The sequence below is a fragment of the Dysosmobacter sp. genome (assembly GCF_034093755.1).
In the GTDB taxonomy this organism is placed as follows: Bacteria; Bacillota; Clostridia; order Oscillospirales; family Oscillospiraceae; genus Oscillibacter.
Genome location: NZ_JAXEBZ010000028.1, coordinates 13,860 through 30,459 on the forward strand (window position 1 = coordinate 13,860; position 16,600 = coordinate 30,459).

Genomic DNA, 16,600 nt, shown 5'->3' on the forward strand with positions numbered 1-16,600 from the left:
TGTGCTATGATGTAGAAAATTATGGATAGTGGGAGCAATTCGCCTCTTTTTCCCGGCGGTGTCCCAGTTTCAAAGGAGGGTGAGGAGGCCTGAAAGCCACAAATGAAATGATCCTGCGGGAAGTCGCCGGTGAGCATCTGCTGATTCCGGTGGGGCAGACCGCGCTGAAGGTCAAGGGCATGGTCACTCTCAGCGAAAGCGGATTGCTGCTGTGGAACCGGCTCCAGACCGACTGCACGGAGGAGGAGCTGATTCAGCTTCTCCTGTCTGAGTACGAGGTGGACCGCTCCACCGCTGCCGCTGATGTAAAGGCCTTCCTGCAGCAGATGCGGGACGTGGGCCTCCTGATGGGAGGAGACGGCTCGTGAGGCGCAGACTACTGGCGGCCCTTGCCGCCGCGGCGCTGATGCTGCTGGCCGGGTGCGGCCGCGGCGCGGCGCCCTCCGGTGCTTCCTCCGCTGCCGGAAGCACCCCGTCCGATTCTTCCAGACCTGACGTTTCCGCCTCCGCTGCCGCTTCCGGCTCTGCCGGCGAAAGCGCTGCCGGGTCCAATGAGGGACCGTCGGCGCCGGGAAGTGGGGCGGAGGTTCCGGCGTCCCCCGGAACACTGGCAGACGGCGCTCTGGAAGTGACCTCCCTGTTTCCGTATTCCGGCATCAATCCGGACTGCGGCGACCAGATGGGGGAGAACATCGGCGCCCTGGAGGTAGCCAACCGCTCTCAGCGGTATCTGGAAAAAGCGTCCCTTACCGTCCGCCTGACCGGCGGCGGTACCCTTCATTTCACAGTCCGGGACCTGCCGGCCGGCGCCGTGGTGTGGGTGTTCGATGAGAACAACACCGCCATCGACGAGGCGGAAAGCTACCGGGATGTGACCTGTGACGCCTCCTTCTCCGATGAGCTGGCCCTGCCGGACCGGCTGAGCGTGGCGGTGGAGGGAACCGGCATTACGCTGCTGAACGGAGGCGGCAAGGCGCTGAAAGGCTGTACGGCCGTGTACCACATGGCCGTGGGCGAGACGCTGTTCGGCGGCGTCAGCTATTCCCACTCGCTGGGCACCATCCCCGCCGGGGGCAGTGTCCGGTTCCAGGCGGATGAATGCTATCTGGGGGAGGTTTCCGTGGCCCGTGTCGGCCGCGGCGGCTGAACCCAGTGAGAAATCACCGCATCGCGTCCGGTGGAGGCGGTGTGGAGAACGAGAGGAGAACTAAGATGAAAAAGTATGTAAAACCCGAGATGTTTTACGAAAGCTTTGAGCTTTCGCAGCATATCGCGGCGTGCGGCATCGACGTGAATCATGCGAACAAGAATGATTGCACGCCTACTCTGGATAACGATTTTTGGACCGGGTTGGGCGGAACTCCTGTTTTCGGCGATGGAAAGGCGTGCACCACGCTGGATATCAGTGCCATTGAGGTCTACTGCTACACGGTGGGTACCTCCGAAGCGGGCAGACTGTTCAATTCCTGATGCACCCTTCCCACCTGTACCCGCTGAGCGTGGCGGGGGTTGGGATCACGTTGAAAACCGATGTGTCCCTGCCGGTGACGGACCGCTTCCGGCCGTTCCTGACGGACGATGCTCCGCCGGGATACCTGGTGGAGTGCCGGGCGGCGCCGGGCCTGACCCCGCCGGACAGAGAACCTCTGTACCGCGGCGAGAGCTACGAGGTGTACCCCGGCGAAGCAGGAGGCTTTGACCGCTGGTACTTCGACGGACTGGATGATTTCATCCGCTTTGCCCGGGTCCGGGAGGACCGGACGGCAGGAAAGGTGCTGGTGGAGTACCTGCCGGAAAAGCGGGAGCTTGTCTCCGACATGGGAAACTGCTTCTCCTTCAGCGGCTGGGAGACGCTGCTGCTGCGGGAAGACCGGATGCTGATTCACGCGGCCTGTGTGGACACGGCCTTCGGCGGCCTGCTGTTTTCCGGACCGTCCACCATCGGCAAGAGCACCCAGGCGGAGCTCTGGCGGCAATACGCCGGAGCGCGGCTGATCAACGGCGACCGTCCCATCCTCCACAAAAGCGGAGACCGCTGGCAGGCGTGGGGCTCCCCCTACGCCGGCTCCTCCAGATGGTTCGTCAACGAAAGCTGCGCCGTCCGGGCGGTGATCATGCTCCGCCAGGCGCCCCAATGCAGCCTGCGGCGGCTGCGGGGAGCGGAGGCGTTCCGGGCGCTGTTTGCGGGAACCACCGCCGCCAGCTGGGACAGGGACTGCGTTCTGCGGGCCTGCCGGCTGACGGAGACACTGGCGGAGGACGTCCCGGTCTATCAGCTTTCCTGCACTCCGGATCAGGCGGCGGTGGAGATTCTCCGGGCTGAGCTGGAGAGGGAGGAGCAAACATGAGCGGCCGGATTTCCCCCATGCAGTTGACGGAATATTTATACACCAAGGCAGGCCGGGCCGGAATCCCCATCGGCGGCACCTTTGAGCTGTCGCCGGTGTGCAACTTCACCTGCCCCATGTGCTACGTGCGGAAAACCGCCGGCGAGGTGGCGGCCAGTCCCCGCCCCATCCTGACGCTGGACCGGTGGCTGGAGCTTGCCCGCCAGGCCCGGGAGCAGGGACTGCTGTACCTGCTGCTGACCGGCGGCGAGCCGCTGCTGTGGCCCGATTTCTGGACACTGTACGAGCAGCTGATTCAGATGGGCTTCCTGGTGTCCATCAACACCAACGGCTCCCTGATTGATGAGGCGGCCATTGAGCGGCTGAAGCGCCTCGCCCCGCGGCGGGTGAATATCACCCTCTACGGCGCCGGTGACGATACCTATGAGCGCCAGTGCCGGGCCAGGGGCGTGTTCTCCCGGGTCCGGAAGGCCATTGAAGGCCTGCAGGACGCCGGCATTCCAGTGAAGCTCAACGGCACCATCACCCCCGACAACGTCTGCGACCTGGAGGACATGGTGGCCTACGCCCAAAGCCGGAAGTTGATTCTGGAAACCACCACCTACTTATTTCCGCCGGTTCGGCGCCTCCCGTCCATGACAGGCGTCAACCAGCGTTTCACGCCGGAAGAGGCGGCCCGGCACCATCTGCGGATTTTTGAGCTGCAGAACGGTCCGGAGCGCTATCGGGCGTATCTGGAGAAAATTCTCCGGAATGCGGTTCCCCCGCCGGGACTGGATGAGCAGTGTACCGACCCGCGGGACGGCAAAATCCGCTGCCGGGCGGGCCGGGCCACGTTCTGGGTCACCTGGGACGGCTACCTGACCCCCTGCGGCATGATGCCGGAGCCGAAAGTGGACCTGACAGGCCGTCCCTTCGGGGAAGCCTGGCGGGAGCTGACGGAGCGGAGCGCCGGGCTGGCGCTGTCCGGCGTCTGCGGCAAATGCCCCAATGCGGAACTGTGCCACTCCTGCGCGGCCATGGCCATGGCGGAGACGGGGAGCGCGTCCGGAATTCCGAAATATCTCTGCCGGATGACCCGTGCCATGCGGGCGGAGGCGGAGAACCGGCTGGCGGAAGGCCAGTAAATTCCCTTGCGCTGCAAATTTTGAGAATTTGCTGTTTCATAGATGAATAACAAAACCGAGGAGGTAACGTTATGAAAAAGAGGAACCTGACCAAAGTCATGTCGCTGGTCCTGACGCTGACGATGGTGCTGGGCCTACTGCCCATCTCCGTCTTCGCGGCGGAAGAGGAGGAAGCGGCTCAGCCGGAGGCCGGCACTGTGATTTTGGCCGAAGATAGAGCCAGCCTGGGCGAATGGCTCAACGAGCTGTTCGAGAGCCTCACCAAGAAGGACGAGGAAGAGACTCCCGCTGAGACTCCCGCAGAGACTCCCGCCGAGACTCCCGCAGAGACTCCCGCCGAGACTCCCGCTGAGACTCCTGCCGAGACTCCCGCTGAGACTCCTGCGGAGACTCCCGCGGAGACTCCCGCGGAGACTCCTGCCGAGACCCCCGCGGAGACTCCTGCTGAGACTCCCGCTGAGACTCCCGCGGAGACTCCCGCAGAGACTCCCGCGGAGACTCCCGCGGAGACTCCCACCACCCCCAGCACCCCCGGCATCATTGACCAGCCCCAGCAGGGTGGAAACTATGATCTGACCAACCCTGCCACGGAGGTTTCTCCCCGCAGCACCGCCAATGACCCCTTCTACAAGGTTCTGCACCTGGACTGCGGCCGCAAGTACTTCTCCGTGGAGTGGGTCCTGGCCCTGATCAAGGAGATGAAGGCCGCCGGCTATAACCAGCTGCAGCTGGCCTTCGGCAACGACGGCCTGCGCTTCGTGCTGGACACCGGTCTGACGGTGAACGGCACCACCTATACCGCCGAGGCTGTGGAAGCCGCCATCAAGGCCGGCAACAAGGCCTACAACGGCGACGAGAGCGCCTGGAGCCAGCATGACATGGACACCATCATTGCCGCCGCCAAGGAAGCCGGCATTGAGATTGTCCCCCACCTGAACATGCCCGGCCACATGGACGCCATCCTCACGGCCATGGAAGAACTGGGCATGACCGATGTCCGCTATACGGGCTATACCACCTCTGCAAGAACCCTGAACCTGAGCAACAACGACGCCAAGGCCTTCGCCCAGGCGCTGCTGGCCCAGTATGTGGCCTACTTCAAGGAGATGGGCTGCAGCTTCTTCCACATCGGCGCCGACGAAGTGGCCAATGACGCCTACGGCGGCTCCATGGGCTTCACCTGCATGAACAATTCCACTTATCTGCTGTTCGCTAACTTCGTGAACACCGCGGCTGAGACGGTGATTGCCGCCGGCATGACGCCCCGGGCCTGGAATGACGGCATTGATTTCACCGCTCGCTCCGGCGCCGGCGCGGAGTTCAACACGAACATCCAGGTCACCTACTGGTCCAGCGGCTGGGACGGTTATAATGTGGCTTCCGCCAGCGCTCTGGCTTCCAGCCATGAGATGATCAACACCAACGGCGATTACTACTACGTGCTGGGCAAGGACGATCAGTTTGATTCCGGCTACAGCTATGCCGCGAATTTCAGCAACACCGCCTTCATGGGTTCTACCATTGATAATCCTGCCGGCTCCATGTTCTGCGTCTGGTGCGACTATCCCAATGCCGAGACGGAGACGGAGGTTGCGGCGAAGATTCGCCTGCCCCTCCGCGCCATGGCGGCCCGCATGGATGATAGATCCATCGACGCGCTGGACGATGCCGTGGTGTCCGGCGGCTTCAACGCCGATGGTACCATCAATACTCCTGTGCCTATCAGCGGAACTGTCACCGATGAGAGCACCGGCGTTTCCGTCATCGCTCCCGGTCTGACCGCCGTGACGGTCAAGGAGCTGGATACGGACTATACCGCTTCCATCGGCGGCGTCACCAAGAGCAAGGCCTACGAAATCACCCCCGAGGTCAACGGCGTGGCGTATACTAAAGGAGGCACAGTGCTTCTGCCGATTCCCGAGGGCTGGAATGAAAGACGCCTGACCGCGTTCATCGTCAACGCGGACGGCTCCATTTCCAAGATCGAGGGCGAAGTCATTGATGTGGACGGCCAGGATATGTTCTCCTTCACCGCCCCCCACTTCTCCACCATGGGCGTGGCCCAGTATGCCGCCGCGAATAAACCCAAGACCCTGACCGTGGGCGAAGAGTATCCGGATACTATTGACGGCTACTACACCACCGCTACCAATTCGAATCCTGATGTTGCTGACGTGCTGGTTGAGGGACAGGAGGGCCAGGAAGCCACAACAGAGTACATAGAAGCCAGCGTAACCTGCAATACTCTGATCAGAGATGACGATAGCAACTGGACGGCTACTAACGGCTATTATTACACGCCTGATGGAACCAATTACTATCCGGTGTATGCAATGCGTTCTTCGTCGTGGAGTTGGAGTTCTTTTTCCTATACCTATTCCTACACCTGGGGATACTCCACTACCGGTTCTTCCAGCAATGTGACTCAGATCGGCACCCAGTCTACCACCAAGACCAGCACTACCCCCAACATCACGGTCTACACCAAGTCCGGCACGGATGCAGTGCCTGCCAAGACCACCATCACCATTACCGCCAAAAATGTCGGCACCACCATCGTGACGGTTGGCACCACTACTTATGAAATCACTGTGAATCCCACAACCGTGGCGGTGGCCCTGACTCTGGATGATGATGCGGAGCCCTACGTTACCACCATTGCGGAAGGTGCCAAGCAGGACCTGAGCACCTTGGATACCAAGGTCGCCACGGTTCAGATCAGCGGTACCACCATGACGATTACCGCTGTGGCCGAAGGCACCACCTCTGTGATCGTCGGCAACTACAAGTATGATATCAGCGTCTCTGCCATTGATCTGTCCCAGGTGACCCCGCTGTCCATTGAGTACTGGATCACCAACGGCCGTCCGACGGATACAAATAGCAATAAATTCTATAGTGTTTCCGCGGAGGATGCCTATTCTGAAAACGGCACTTCGGTGACAGTGCTGGTTCCGGCCAACACCACCAAGGAAACCAGAACCCTGCAGTACTGGCGCTGCCGCCTGCTGGATACAACGCTTTCCAACAGCAGTACCAGCGGCAAGGAACAGCAGACGGAGGATTCCGGCGATGACGAGACCTACAACGGCGTGGAGTTCACCAAGGTCCGCTATTGGAACAGCGCGTGGCAGGTCTACACCGGAAACGGTGAATGGGTGGCCGTGGAAAGCAAGCACCAGCTGGTGGCCTATTACCTGGAAATCCTGCCCATCTCCGATGAGCTGACCGTTACGTCCGCGGACTGGGGCAAGAAGGGCGACGGCACTACTGGCGGCGACTATCTGGACCCCAGCGCATCCTGCACGGTTTCCGTTCAGGTGGTCTATGAGGACGGCACCACCAACCCCGCCTCCACCGCTGCCGCGGATCTGAATAGCCGCACCATCGCCTATGGCTACTGGACCGGCGGCCGCGGCGTGGGCACCCTGAACCTGGTGGGCCTGGAGGGCTACCAGATCTGGAAGATTGAAGCGGAGACCGGCGCGGAAAAGTATGATTCTTATAATAGTTCCACTTGGGGAAATTATCTTGTCAGCAGCTTCACCTGGGACGATAACTTCATGACCGTTTACGAGGGCAAACCCGTGGATTCCTACACCATCCACAATGACGCCCACAGCCCCTCCAAGGACGGCTATTATGAGAACCTGATGTGGGATGAGAACCACGAGGCCATCCTGATCCGGGTTTACGTGAAGGCCAAGCCCACCGATCAGAACCTGCAGGTCATCTACTACGACGAGACCTTCAACAGCCAGCTGTACACCTACAGCATCAACGTGGATGCCGACACGGATTTCAGCGACATCACCCCGACTCCCGGAGCGTTCTCCGGGGACTCCTCCCGTATTGACGTTACCGGCTGCGGTATCAAAAACACCCTGAACGTCACCCAGAAGTTCCAGACGGACCTGACGCAGGTGCCCGAGGCTGTGGGTAAGTACAACAGTAAGCTTTACAGCTACACCGGCTCCGTGATTTCGGAGGACGGCAAGACCCTGTACCTGTACTACACCGTCAACACGGAGGTGCTGGCGCCCCTGTTCGTGGCGGACTTTGGCCTGCCCATCACCTTCAGCCTGTCTGACGTGGTCACCAATGTCTCTACGGTGAAGGACGTTGTGCCTGTCAAGAATACCAACTTCGGCACCCTGTCCTATGACTCCACGAGCCAGAAGTTCACCTATCGGCCCACTTCCGTTCTGGAGAACACGGACGTGCTGTCCATTCAGATCACCCACGTCAATAAGGACGGTACAACTACTACCGTCACCACCAACGTGGGCGTCATGCCCGCCACCACCGTGTACTACGGTGAGAAGTTCGCCGGTATCGGCAGCTATGATTACTCCCCGTTCCAGGAAGCTGTGAACTATGCCGTGGATGCTGATCAGATGGCGGCCGAGAGCAACAACTATGGCCGTCAGCGCGTTGTCTATGATTACAATGACAACAGCGAAACTTCGATGACTGCCGCTTCCTTCGACTTCACCGGCACCGCCGTGGAAATTTACGCCAACACCTCCCCGGAGACCGGCGTCATGATGGCTGTGGTGAAGGACAGCAAGGGCAACCCCGTGAAGGCCGTTATGGTGGATACCCACATGGAGGCCGGCGGACAGAAGTATACCAACGGCACTGCGGCTGCGCAGGAGGTCACTTCCTACGGTGTCCCCGTTACCGTGCTGGAAGTGCCCTACGGCAGCTACACCGTGAACCTGAAGACCATCAGCGGCAATGTCTATCTGGCTGGCTTCCGTGTCCGCGACACCATGCTGAATAGCACCAAGGCCAGCGATCTGTACGCCAGAGTGCAGGAGAATGATCCCGTCTTTGCGGAAATGCGCGACGTGGCGCTGTGCACCAACAAGCCCACTGCCGAGACCCGCAAGAACGTCTACAAGGATCCCGATATTTCGGGTGTGTCGCTGGCTATGGTGGAGGGCTGCCTCTACTATGACATCTCCCACTCCGGTCTTTCGGACGCGGAGAAGGCGGCCCTCACCGACCTGCTGAACAACGGCCCCAAGAACGAGCTGTACTTCCCTGAGAACGGCGTGCTGAAATTCAAAGTCACCGGCGCTGACGGCAAGAAGATTCAGCTGGGCATGCGGAGCCTGGAATCCAAGACGTCGGATGTGACTGCGACTGTCGCCGGCGGAACAGCCTGGCAGCTGAACAACACGGATATGTTCTATATCGTGACACCTGATGAAAACGGCGTTGTGAGCATTACCTTCGGTGGCGCCGCGGCCGTCACCCAGGTGAAGATTTCCGGCTGAGCAGTTTCCCCAAACAGAGAAAATCCCCGGGCGTCCCGATTGGGACGCCCGGGGATTTTTGCGCGGATGTTACAGGTTCTTCTCGTAGGACTCAATCATCTTCTTGAACGTGTGACCCGTACGAACTCTGAGTTTAGAAAGATACTTGTCGGTGGTTTCACCCGTGAAAATCTTGATTTGGAGCCGCATTGTTCCGTCTTCCTCCGGGGTAACAAAAATCTTGTCGATATACTTATCTACAAACTCTTTGTTGATGATGCCCTGTGCGGCGTCCCGCTTAGCATCATGCAGCACCCGGCGGATGGCGTCAATGTGCTTTCTGAATTCCTCCTTGGAAAGTTGCTGCTGTTCCAGCTCGTAAATTTGCCGCTCGGCTTCGTCAATCTCCTGGTCACATTCCCTATTCATAGCGAGGAAGTCTTTATCAGACAGTTGCCCAGTGACGTTAAAGCCCAGCAACTTACTCTTTTTCTTTCGGGCGAGGTCAGTCTGTTCCCGAAGGGCAGTAATCTTCTTTGAAGTGTCATCTCCGTCAGAAAGGGATTTATACATCTCAATATATTCCTCAATCAGAGCCTTAGTGTTGGCTTCCGTCTCGTTGAATACTTCAAACAGAAGGGGCTTTAACTCGTCCTCATAGATAGGGAAAGAAGCACAGGAATCAGCACCGTTCTTAATCTTTCCACTGCACACCCATTTGCTGTTTTTGTTGCCTTCCTTGTCTACGGAATCGCGACGGTAATAGGCTGTACCGCAATCAGTGCAGAACAGCTTGCCCGTCAGAAGGTTGGCATGGTTGCAAATACCTTGGCGCCCTTTAACATCTTCGCTCCGCTTTTTCAGTACCTCGTTAGCCCGTTCCCAAAGTCCTTCGTCTACAATAGCGGGGACAATCTCGCCTGTTTCGTCCTTAAACATGACCCATTCTTCCGGTGGGAGGAATTTTTGCTTTTTGGTAAACAAGTCTATAACTTTGACCTTGTTCCCAACATAGTAGCCCTTGTACTTGGGATTTGAAATCATACCCGACATAGTTGTGTGTGCGATTTTTTTACCGTTGTGATTGCGGTAGCCCTTTTCCCAAAAGAGAGTTTCTATCTGCTTCATGCTGTATTGACCCGTGGCGTAGAGTTCGAAGAGTTCACGCACCATAGGGGCCTCGTCCTCGTCAATTACCAGCCGTCCCCCATCTTTGACGTAGCCAAAAATGCGGCTGTTCCCCAGCACCACATTTTTCTTGATAGCTTGGGCATGGCCAAATTTGACACGACTGGACAGCTTACGAAGTTCATCCTGTGCGATGCCGGACATGATGGTTAGGCGCAGTTCGGAATCCTCATCCAAAGTGTTGATGTTGTCATTTTGAAAAAACACGCCTACTCCAGCGTTGAGCAGCTCGCGGGTATAGCTGATGGAGTCCAAGGTGTTTCGGGCGAAACGAGAGATTTCCTTTGTGATGATGAAATCGAACATTCCCACCTTACCATCCTCCACCATACGGTGGAAGTTTTCACGCTTTTTCGTGGTCGCAGCGGAAAGACCCTCGTCAATATACCCTTCTACATAGTTCCAATTTGGATTGCCTTTAATTAAATCCTCATAGTGAGATATTTGATTGCCCAGAGAATTTAACTGTTCATCTTTTTCCGAGGAGACTCGGGCATAGTAAGTCACCCTCATAGGGATGTCGTAAATCGTTTTGGTTTTAAGCAGATGCCGGATTGCATGTATGTCCATCTTAAACGCCCCTAATAATTCGTTATATCATCATCTATATGATAACATTTCCGAGAAAGAAAAACAAGAAAAAAGGAGGAGGCCGATTGGCCTCCTCCTAGCTTTGTCATTTTCCTCCGGTAGGACGAGAGGCCATGATGCGGAGTCTCATGCGGACAAATTCACCATCAGAGATAATGCCCTTATCATGGAGGTAGCTGTTAAAGTACAACAGCCAGATTTCCTCAGACATTTGCTTTTTTGTCAATGTAGCCATCTCGACCCTCCTTTCTGCCTTCTCCATCAGTGATACCAGCCCGGATGGCCTTGGCAATGTAGGCTTCCGGGGTTTCGATTTTGGCGTCCGAGCAGAAAATCTGCCAGTAACAGTCCTCTGCTACCTGCGTTGCTACTTTACACAGGTAATAGTCGTCTGCTGCAAGATGCTCTTTGATGATTTTGGCTGCTTTGCTATTTTTCTCAAAATGGAGCCGGACTATGCCCGAAATGACCAGGTTGTATACTCTCTGCTCATCAGCGTTGTCGTAGCGGTCGGGACGCCACTCACACTGGGTACGTATTATTTCTTCTTGGACCGTATCAATTTTGCAATGATTAATGTTCGGTTTATTAAGAAGAGGTTTATTGGAGTTAGTTTTATTATATGTAGCAAAAATTTCGTCCGCGGCTTTTTCGTCTGCAGTTTTTTCGCCCGCAGTTTTTTCGTTCATGGATAAGACTTTGGTAACCATATTTTGAGTAAGGCTGCTCTGGACCTTGGCAGACTCAAAAGATATTTCATAGTCATGGGTGATGTGCCCTGTAGCATCAGAGTTTCCCTTGGACTTTTTTGCAAGACCAAAATCATATAAGATGCGCATATAACGCCGTACTGTCTGAACATTACATTCACGGCGGTTAGCAATATCCCAGGTGTGAAAGGTGTAATCCGGAATTGTAATTAGTGCAGCTATGCAAAAAAATATAACTTTTGCTCCTGGTTTTATGTCACCACACAAGATAACATCATTAGGAATTGCCGTATAGCTCGATATTGGTTCCAAGTAGGCGGAAGATATGGAACCTGGTTTTGCATTTATCACTTCGAGGTGCCGTTTATCTTCTGATAGTGGTAAAGCATATAGTCTGTAGCACCAATTCCACCCGTTTGGCCCTGGAGACTTATACATCACAAGGTAACCATGCTTACGCAATTCGCGGAGCGCTGCCTCAACGCATCTATCGCAGACACCACAGCAGCGACTCATGACGGGAAGGCATGGAACAAAGTCGGGAATCCGCAACAGACAAGCCAAGACGCAGTACAGCGCAATGGCGAGCCAACTCAGGTCATTATCAAAAATCAGGATGTTTGTAATTTTCGTAAAATTATTCTGAGGAGAATTCTTGAGGTTAGACATAGTATTCAGCCCTTCTTGCAATTGAGAGATTGCCCATGTGTGCCAGGGCTGCCTTATATGTCCTCCCTACGTTTGCCTTGCGTATCCTCCTCATACGCGGCTAAAAATTTGCAAGGAGTGTAAATGGTCTCCGTAAGCGCCAGGAAACTTCAAGCGCTAAATTGATATATTGGCATGGATGCCATGTCCTGCGATGTTAGCACTCCCGCTACTTGCTCTCCGTCGCAAGAGACAAAAAAACCTATCAACCCCAAGTAGCTGTTACAAGGGATTAATAGGCTCAAGTCATCGGTCTGAGTTCGTGTTTTGGTATAAACTTCATTGTATATCAAAAGCTTACCAGCAAACAGAATTTTTGTCAAATTTATTCCAATGTGTAAAACGCAGAATTATTCATGGTCAGTGCTTGCTGTATTAAAGATTTTCAGCCCCTCTTGCTGGGCATACCGCAGCGTATAGGCTGTTCCTCCGCTGTCTCGGGTACAGTAGGCGATGCAGTAGGCAGACCCGTCTACGAGATGCCGCCCCTTGTAAGATATGCCTCTCTGCTGGCTCTCTGAGTCACGCAGACGGCCTTGTCGTACAATGGGAGTCCTAGCGGCATGCTCCGCCTGCTACTTGTCGCTCCAGCGACTTGTATAGCCCTAGAAGGGGTAAACGAGGATGACCTTTATCTGCGGGTATTCCGTCGCTCTGAGACAGAGCAGCAGCTTAGCGACCTCGGTATCATACTCCTTACTTTATAATCTTTATCTAAAATAATGTGCCACAGTCACGTCGGCTCTCCAGTGTGCCAGATGAAACACGCTGACCGCCATCAGCGCCAGGCGGTCGTAGCGGATGGGGCGACCATTTTGCATCATGTTCCGCCGGATGCTGCCCCGGCAGATGTACGGGGAGTTAATGCGGCGCATATCTGGAGTCCGGCGCCAGTCCTCGCCAGCCCGCTCAAAGGCCGCCTGGACCTCAGCGAGCAGCTGTGCGCGATAGGTAGGGTCCGCTGCCATCCGGGAGATGTAAAGACTGTACATCTCCTGGATGTGTTGCCGCCGGAGGGCGTGCAGGTTGAGCTTGTTCCGCAGTTCGCTGCCGGAAAAGACCTTGTCGTTTTCACGGAGTCCGTCAAAATAACCTTTGACAAATTCAACGTCCTCCGGCGCAATGCGCTGAAGCTGACGCTTGCCGCCCTTGCCCTTTTCCACCACGACGTAAGTATCCCCGTCCACGGTGATGAGGTCCCGCCCCAGAAGGGCGGCGTATTCCGCACGGCGGATGCCGACCCGCTTGGCGAACTCCACCAGCCGCCGATGCTCCTTACCAGTGGCGTCTGCATCGGCCCGCCCAGCCAGGGAGGAAGGGATGCTACGGCCCTTCTGAGGAGCGCTGGTCCGCCGGGGCTTGTCAAAGTCGGCCATCCGTACTCCAGTTTCCATGAGAGCCTTGCAGATAGCGGCAGCAGCGGTATGTATGGTATTCTCGCTCTTGCCGCTCTCCGCTAGGGCGTCGAGATAAGCCTGGATATGCCGGGCGGCCTCCTCGTCAGAGCAGCGGCTCTTGACACCCTGTTCCTTCAGCCAGACAGCAAATTTCTTCGTTTCTCTGAGATAAACGGTCAGCGTGCTGGAACTGTGGATGTAGAGGTTATCGGGGTCCTCCCGACGTTTCATTCCCCTGCCTTTTCGGTACATTTCATGCAGCGTGGACTGCATCCTATTTTGTAGATTTGCCATCTTCCAAACCTCCTTTTTATATCAACAACATCAGATCAGACGCTGATGTGCCGTCCCCGGACTAGAAAGTCCTGTTCAGTATAAGTAACAATTTCTCGGTTTCCCGATGCCGTTGTCATCCGGCCTTGACGCTGGGGTAAGTGCTTTTTTGCTGTTTTCCTCCTTTTCTAAAATCGAGTTGCCGGGTTATTTTCCAACCTTTGGCCGGAAAATAACCCACAACGAACCGGACTGACAGCCTCACTGAAGGGGTGAGGCTGTCAGTCCGTGAACGGGCAGAGACTGTCGGCGATACGCTTTGCGTTCTCGTCGGCAGTCTCTGTCATGGGGCCGGGTGCGTATGCTCCTTGCTCCTTTGGAGCTATGGTGAATACGACAACACGGTATAATTACGTTTTCGATATAACTTCTTTATCTGCCCGAAGTATACCCTCGAACAGATTTGTTGTCAAATTTGAATTGAATGACAAAGGGACTTCCACAGACGAAATGTCCATGGGAGTCCCTTTGATTCATATTTCATGGTCAATTAACCACTGGAGGATTTCTGCATAACCGCATTCATCAGCGGCAACAGAAAGAATCAGGTCAGATAGTTCCTTCTGTTCATAGTTCAGCTCCACACCGTTCAAGGCAAGAAATACCAGCATGACGTGGGCGCCGATACGCTTGTTTCCGTCGATGAATGGGTGGTCCTTTACCAGCCCAAAAGCCAGTCGAGCAGCTTTTTGTTGGAGAGATGGATATGCATCTGTTCCACCAAAACTCTGAAATGGTGCAGATAATGCGGATTGAAGCATTCCTTCATCCCGTAAGCCTTGAGACCCTCCCGTCTCCTCACATAACTGCTTATGCAAAAGAAGAATTTGTTGAGTGGTTAGAATCTTCATTTTGCCAGTTCCTCATAGGCTTCTCTGTTCTTTGCGATGAGCCTCTCGGATATTTTCAAAACATCTTCGTCCGGGGCTGTCTGCACCGCCTCTGCCTGATTGAATTCTACAATCAGGTACTTCGGGACGTTGTTTTTGAGAATGACCACAGAGCCGTTCTTATCCACCATTCTGGCGACCTTTGAAAAATTTTGGTTCGCTTCTGTGATGGATACTAGATTGTCGGTATTTACCATCATATAGCTCACTCCTTCTGCTTTATTATATGCCATAAATAGGATAAATACAACCTATTTTTAGCCCTTGCAGAAGCTGTACTTTTTACCTTTTTAATAGCAAAAAAAGTGTGGCGGCCACTACAGCAACCACACTATTTCCTCTTTGAAGGGTTGAAATAATAACCCCTAAAACCACACCAGGCTCAGTTTAGACTTGTATTTTCCTCATCAATATATTCTATGATATCGCAAACCGGGCATTGCAGTATCCGGCAGAGCTGATTTATCGTATTAGTAGAAATACTGTTCCCCTGCTTGATGCTATAATATGTTGCTCGGGAAAACCCGGCTTTTTCAAGCCCATATGAGGTGACACCCTTACGTTTCATTGTTTCAAACAGCGGTTTGTAACTTATCATCTCAGACCTCTTGCGCATAATGATTCTCAAGAGTATTATTTGATAATAAGTATATTTGTCGTTTTTTGTCTTGAATATGTATGAATATCCGAGTATAATTTGGAGGGTAAAAAAGGGGGAGTTATCATGCTCAAGAAGATATCAAACAAATTTTCGCTCATTTTAGCTTTTATGATGATTTTGTCCATCTGTCAAATTCCGGCTGTTGCATCGGGCGATTTCACCGATGTTCCCAGCACCTTCTGGGCATACACGGAGATTACCGAGGCAGTCAACAAAGGCATTACCAACGGTTATGCCGACGGCACCTTCAAGCCCCGCAACAGCGTCACCAACGCCCATTTCTGCGCATTCCTGGCCCGGGCGTTCTATGCAGATGAGTACGTAGAGGGCACAAAGAGCCCCTGGTACAAAGTCTACACTGACGTGTTGGATGAGCATGGTATCCTGGATGAGACTACGTTGAGTAAAGACTTCAACAGCAACATCAACAAGCCCATCAATCGGTACGATATGGCCCAGATGATGTACCACATCCTCAAGGATAAGAATGCCAAGATGCCTTCCAATGCTGAAATGGCCGCAGCCAGAAATGCTATCGGCGACTGGGACGATGTTCCCGCCGAGTACCGGGGCGGCGTGTCTCTCTGCTATGCTATGGGCGTTTTGAACGGTCAGAGCGATGGCAACTTCGGTGGTAACAACCTGATGAACCGTGGTCAGGGCTGTGTGGTCGTGTATCGACTGACCCAGAAGATTGAGACCGGGAGCACCGGAATTGAGCCTTCTGTGCCGGAAAAGCCGGAAAAGCCTGAGCAGCCCAGCACGCCGTCCTCTGGTACGCAGACGTTGTCCAACGGCAAAACTGTTACTGAAGAAAATGTCGCTGCGCTTCTGGAGGAACTGAAAGCAAAGTATCCTAACAAAGGATATTATGACCCTTACAATCCTCCATATTATTTCAAGGCGTTTGGTGTTAATGGGCTTGAATGTGCAAAACTGGCATGCATGCTGAGCGATGACATTTTTGGCGTAGATGCACCAATCCGTGCCAGAAGCAGTTACGAAGATGTCAAAGTTGGCGACATTATTGAGCACAAAAATAACGGAGAAACGTTTCATTGGTCCATCGTAAATAAGGTTGATACAGCGCCAAGTGGCAGTGTTTATGTTCTCATTACAGAAGGTGGCCCGACTGGAGAAATTAAATGGACTGCAAGATACTATATCAAAAACTTCGATGATGAAGTAGTTTGGACTCGTTATCCTGACTAAGAAAACCACCCGCCCGTTCATTCGAACAGGCGGGTGTTTTTATATTTGAAAGGAAAGAAAGTACAGTTTACAAGGGACTACACAGGGTAGGTATCTGACGGGAGGGGTGCCGCCAGTCAGATTTTCCATGTGATGTTCAAGCTGTCGCTTGTGGCGGCTATGGTGGTGATC

At 54.5% G+C, this 16,600-nt stretch carries 13 protein-coding genes; 7 read left to right on the forward strand and 6 right to left on the reverse strand.

Features of this window, described 5'->3' with window-relative positions; translation table 11 throughout:
• The first annotated feature begins 107 nt into the window (after nt 1-107).
• The 6 genes from SOX55_RS03540 (at nt 108) to SOX55_RS03565 (ending at nt 8,760) form a co-directional block, all read left to right on the forward strand.
• Entirely contained in the window at nt 108-368 is a 261-nt protein-coding gene (locus SOX55_RS03540; protein ID WP_325286058.1) for a PqqD family protein, read from the forward strand.
• Nucleotides 365-1,147, forward strand: a complete 783-nt coding sequence (locus tag SOX55_RS03545) for a hypothetical protein (RefSeq protein ID WP_325286059.1) — start codon at nt 365-367, stop codon at nt 1,145-1,147. Before SOX55_RS03540 ends, SOX55_RS03545 begins: the two co-directional genes overlap by 4 nt.
• A 65-nt stretch (nt 1,148-1,212) precedes the next feature.
• Nucleotides 1,213-1,470 (forward strand): hypothetical protein, encoded by a 258-nt coding sequence (locus tag SOX55_RS03550; RefSeq protein WP_325286060.1) that lies wholly within the window; start codon nt 1,213-1,215, stop codon nt 1,468-1,470.
• Nucleotides 1,470-2,348, forward strand: a complete 879-nt coding sequence (locus tag SOX55_RS03555) for a hypothetical protein (protein ID WP_325286061.1) — start codon at nt 1,470-1,472, stop codon at nt 2,346-2,348. Before SOX55_RS03550 ends, SOX55_RS03555 begins: the two co-directional genes overlap by 1 nt.
• Nucleotides 2,345-3,475, forward strand: coding sequence for a radical SAM protein (locus SOX55_RS03560; RefSeq protein ID WP_325286062.1), 1,131 nt, complete (start codon nt 2,345-2,347; stop codon nt 3,473-3,475). Before SOX55_RS03555 ends, SOX55_RS03560 begins: the two co-directional genes overlap by 4 nt.
• A gap of 71 nt (nt 3,476-3,546) precedes the next feature.
• Nucleotides 3,547-8,760 (forward strand): family 20 glycosylhydrolase, encoded by a 5,214-nt coding sequence (locus SOX55_RS03565; RefSeq protein ID WP_325286063.1) that lies wholly within the window; start codon nt 3,547-3,549, stop codon nt 8,758-8,760.
• A 69-nt stretch (nt 8,761-8,829) separates the two neighbouring features.
• Here the strand turns inward: SOX55_RS03565 and SOX55_RS03570 are convergent, their stop codons facing one another.
• From SOX55_RS03570 to SOX55_RS03595, 6 genes are all read right to left on the reverse strand, one after another.
• Complete coding sequence (locus SOX55_RS03570) at nt 8,830-10,440, reverse strand: recombinase family protein (protein ID WP_325286069.1); 1,611 nt, start codon at nt 10,438-10,440, stop codon at nt 8,830-8,832.
• 281 nt (nt 10,441-10,721) lie between these two features.
• Nucleotides 10,722-11,897 (reverse strand): hypothetical protein, encoded by a 1,176-nt coding sequence (locus SOX55_RS03575; RefSeq protein WP_325286064.1) that lies wholly within the window; start codon nt 11,895-11,897, stop codon nt 10,722-10,724.
• A gap of 749 nt (nt 11,898-12,646) precedes the next feature.
• Complete coding sequence (locus SOX55_RS03580; RefSeq protein WP_325286065.1) at nt 12,647-13,627, reverse strand: hypothetical protein; 981 nt, start codon at nt 13,625-13,627, stop codon at nt 12,647-12,649.
• 512 nt (nt 13,628-14,139) lie between these two features.
• Nucleotides 14,140-14,517, reverse strand: a complete 378-nt coding sequence (locus SOX55_RS03585; protein ID WP_325286066.1) for a type II toxin-antitoxin system death-on-curing family toxin — start codon at nt 14,515-14,517, stop codon at nt 14,140-14,142.
• Nucleotides 14,514-14,756, reverse strand: coding sequence for a type II toxin-antitoxin system Phd/YefM family antitoxin (locus tag SOX55_RS03590; protein WP_325286067.1), 243 nt, complete (start codon nt 14,754-14,756; stop codon nt 14,514-14,516). Before SOX55_RS03590 ends, SOX55_RS03585 begins: the two co-directional genes overlap by 4 nt.
• 182 nt (nt 14,757-14,938) lie before the next feature.
• Nucleotides 14,939-15,172, reverse strand: coding sequence for a helix-turn-helix domain-containing protein (locus tag SOX55_RS03595; RefSeq protein WP_325286070.1), 234 nt, complete (start codon nt 15,170-15,172; stop codon nt 14,939-14,941).
• Between the two features lie 108 nt (nt 15,173-15,280).
• Between SOX55_RS03595 and SOX55_RS03600 the strand changes: the two genes are divergently transcribed.
• Nucleotides 15,281-16,429 carry an S-layer homology domain-containing protein gene (locus tag SOX55_RS03600; RefSeq protein WP_325286068.1) on the forward strand — a complete coding sequence of 383 codons (1,149 nt, stop codon included), beginning with the start codon at nt 15,281-15,283 and terminating at the stop codon, nt 16,427-16,429.
• The last annotated feature ends 171 nt before the right edge of the window (nt 16,430-16,600 follow it).